3 protein-coding genes are annotated in these 3,188 nt (G+C 60.0%); 2 read left to right on the top strand and 1 reads right to left on the bottom strand.

Annotated features, from left to right (window positions below):
* Positions 1-31 precede the first annotated feature (31 nt).
* On the top strand, positions 32-928 hold the full coding sequence (locus GEU01_RS20470) for a fructose bisphosphate aldolase (protein ID WP_019087524.1): 897 nt from the start codon (positions 32-34) through the stop codon (positions 926-928).
* A gap of 87 nt (positions 929-1,015) precedes the next feature.
* Here GEU01_RS20470 and GEU01_RS20465 read toward each other — a convergent pair whose 3' ends face one another.
* Positions 1,016-2,497: a sugar porter family MFS transporter gene (locus tag GEU01_RS20465; RefSeq protein WP_019087523.1), complete on the bottom strand. Its 1,482-nt coding sequence runs from the start codon at positions 2,495-2,497 to the stop codon at positions 1,016-1,018.
* A gap of 281 nt (positions 2,498-2,778) precedes the next feature.
* Between GEU01_RS20465 and GEU01_RS23580 the strand changes: the two genes are divergently transcribed.
* A partial coding sequence (locus GEU01_RS23580; RefSeq protein ID WP_042710803.1) for an IS5 family transposase occupies positions 2,779-3,188 on the top strand: 410 nt, incomplete at its 3' end.

Genomic DNA, 3,188 nt, shown 5'->3' with positions numbered 1-3,188 from the left:
TATATAAATACTGAACATAGGATAGATAGAAATGCCTGTTGAGCAGATGCGCAAGAACATGTCGGAGAACGCGGGTTTCATCGCGGCCCTGGACCAGAGCGGGGGATCAACACCGGGGGCGCTGCGGCATTACGGCATACCGGACAGCGCCTACAGCACCGATGCGCAGATGTTTGCCCTGATGCACGAAATGCGGGTCAGGGTCATTACCGCCCCGGCCTTCACGGGCAAAAGCATCCTCGCCGCCATCCTGTTCGAGCAGACCATGAACGGGCTGGTCAAGGACACGCCGGTTCCCACCTACCTGTGGAAGGAAAAGGGCGTCGTCCCCTTCCTGAAGGTGGACAAGGGGCTGGAGGCCGAAGCGGGCGGCGTGCAGATGATGAAGCCCATCCCCAACCTTGAGCCCCTGCTGGACCAGGCGATCAGCAAGGGCATCTATGGCACGAAGGCGCGTTCGGTCATCCGCCTGGCCGAGCGTGAGGGTGTCGCCGCCATCGTGAAGCAGCAGTTTGCCCTGGCCGAGCAGATTGCCGCCCGTGGCCTCGTGCCCATCATGGAACCCGAAGTCCTGATCAAAAGCCCGGACAAGGCAGGGGCGGAAGCCCTGCTGCATGACGAACTGCACCGTGGGCTTGATGCGCTGCCCGGTGACTACCAGGTGATGATCAAGGTCTCGATCCCCGAAAAGGCCGATCTTTACCTTGACCTGATCAGGCACCCGCGCGTGCAGCGCGTCGTGGCGCTGTCCGGTGGGTATCCACGTGATGAAGCGTGTCAGCGGCTGGCGAAAAACCATGGCATGATCGCCAGTTTCTCACGCGCGCTGCTCGAAGACCTGCGCTACACCATGACGGATGCGGAATTTGACGCAGCCCTCGCGAAGTCCATCGAACAGATCTTCAAGGCATCGACGCAGAAGGCCTGATCACCGTCTTTCCTTCATCTCAGGCAAAAACGGCTTCCGGAACCCTNCCCTCCGGAAGCCGTTTTTTTATCCGCCTGCCGTCCCGTGTCAGGCAGACGGACGCGTGGACACGTTTCCACCCTGCGGCAGGGAACGCGCGCCCAGGTCGCGCAGGGGCCAGCCCGCAAGCAGGTGGGATTCAATATCTTCCAGCGAAACCCCCTTCGTTTCCGGCACGTACAACAGCGTGATCACGATAAACAGGCCATTCATGCCAGCAAACAGCCAGAACGTGTGGGCTTCCCCCAATGTATCAAGCACGCTGAGGAATGTATTGCTGACCGCCCAGTTGGTGGCCCAATTGGTAAAGGTGGAACAGACAATGCCAAAGTCACGACCGCGCAATGGCTGGATCTCGGCGCATAACGTCCAGACCAGTGGCCCGGCGCCAATGGCGAATCCCAGGACAAACACCAGCAGCGATCCCACCATGGCAATCTGGGCCACGGTATCATGACCGCCATATTCAACCAGCCCGCCGGCCAGCAGCATGCTGCCCGTCATGATGGCACAACTGAGCAGCAGCAGCGGCCGGCGGCCCCAGCGGTCAACCGTCACGATCGCGACACAGGTGGCGACCAGGTTGATCAGGCCGATCAGGGCCGTGGCCCATCCAGCGGCGGACGCGCCGAAATTGGCGGCCTGAAAGACCTTGGGCGCGTAATACATCAGCACATTGATACCGGTAAGCTGCTGCATGACCTGCAGCACGATACCCAGCCCGACCGAACGCCGGAAATTGGCGTTATTGCGGAAAAACGAAAATCCCTCCGACCGGCCCCGGGTCAGTTCCGTGGCGATATCGGATATTTCCCGGTCGGCCTGCTGCGGGCTGGGCCGCAGGTAGCGCATTACGCTGCGCGCGCGCAGCTTCTCCCCACGCATCATGAGCCAGCGCGGACTGTCCGGCAGGAACAGGCAGCCGATGAGGAATATCGTCGCAGGCACCATCATGAGGCCCAGCATCCACCGCCAGTGCGCGCCATTCGCCAGCACCCCATCGGTTACATAGGACAGGAAGATGCCGCCCGTCATCATCAACTGGTAACAGGCAATCATCGACCCGCGCTGCGCCACGGCCGAGACTTCGGATATGTAGAGGGGGGCCGTAAAGGCTGCGATCCCCACCGCGAAGCCCAGGAAAATCCGACCGATGATGAGAAAGGCAACGGACGGGGCCAACGCGCTGATCAGGGAACCGACAAGGAAAAGAATGGACGAACCCAGCAGCGCGCGCCTGCGGCCAAAACGGAACGAGATGGTCCCGGCGATCAGCGAACCCACGGCTGCCGCCGCCATCATGGAGGAGACGATCCATTCCTGCGTACGCGGCGATGCATTGAAATCCGTGCCGATAAAGCGCAGCGCGCCCGCGATCACCCCGGTATCCAGTCCAAACATCAGACCGGCAAGGGCCGCCAGCACCCCCACGACAATGGCATGTCCCGTCGCGGGCGCGTCAGGGGCGGGTACCTGACGTGGTGGAGTGGCATGTATCATGGCATGGGAAACCAGATCTTCTTCGGGCATGCGTGACACCTTTTCTTTATTATTTATTGAAATGCGGCTGTTCCGCTAGATGACTGGCGTGGAGGGTCCGGGGTCTTCCGGCCCGGCCATCATGAACGGTCGGGTCATTACAGACGCTGACATGCATGCATCAATGCATGGATTGCCCCCTGCGGGACAATAGATATGAACCGGATCGCCAACATTTTTCTGTGACCCGGATATCTAAGAGCCCGATCCGAAAGTTTTTGAACAATACCAGCCTGTTGTGATTCATCCGTCTTTACGAAGAGATGGAGTGAATGGTGACATGGACTGGTATTGCCCGACGTGAACATAGCCGGGAAGGAATGCGATATCCATCGGATACGACGGACGAAGAGTGGGCTCTGATCATGCCATTTATACCCCCGGCGAAACGGGGTGGTCGCCCCCGCACGACGGATATGCGCGAGGTGGTCAACGCGATGCTCTACATAGCCTCGGCCGGGTGTGCGTGGCGTTTGCTGCCGAAATGCTTTCCGCCGGTCTCGACCGTCAGGCGCTATTTTTACGCCTGGCGTGATGCCGGATTGTTCGAAGTCATGAATACGGTCCTGGTCATGAGCCTGCGCGAGATTGAGGGGCGTGAAGCCTCTCCAAGCGCGGGCGTGATTGATAGCCAGTCGGTAAAAACCACGGAAAGCGGCGGGCTTTCGGGCTATGACGCGGG

Origin of the sequence: Komagataeibacter europaeus LMG 18890 (assembly GCF_000285295.1) — a bacterium.
GTDB lineage: Bacteria > Pseudomonadota > Alphaproteobacteria > Acetobacterales > Acetobacteraceae > Komagataeibacter > Komagataeibacter europaeus.
Note: the sequence above shows the minus strand (reverse complement) of the source record. Positions and strands in the feature narration are given on the sequence as shown.

Coding starts and splice junctions, on each gene's coding strand:
- GEU01_RS20470 (WP_019087524.1), top strand. CDS start 32: ATGCCTGTTGAGCAGATGCGCAAGAACATGTCGGAGAACGCGGGTTTC.
- GEU01_RS20465 (WP_019087523.1), bottom strand. CDS start 2,497: ATGCCCGAAGAAGATCTGGTTTCCCATGCCATGATACATGCCACTCCA.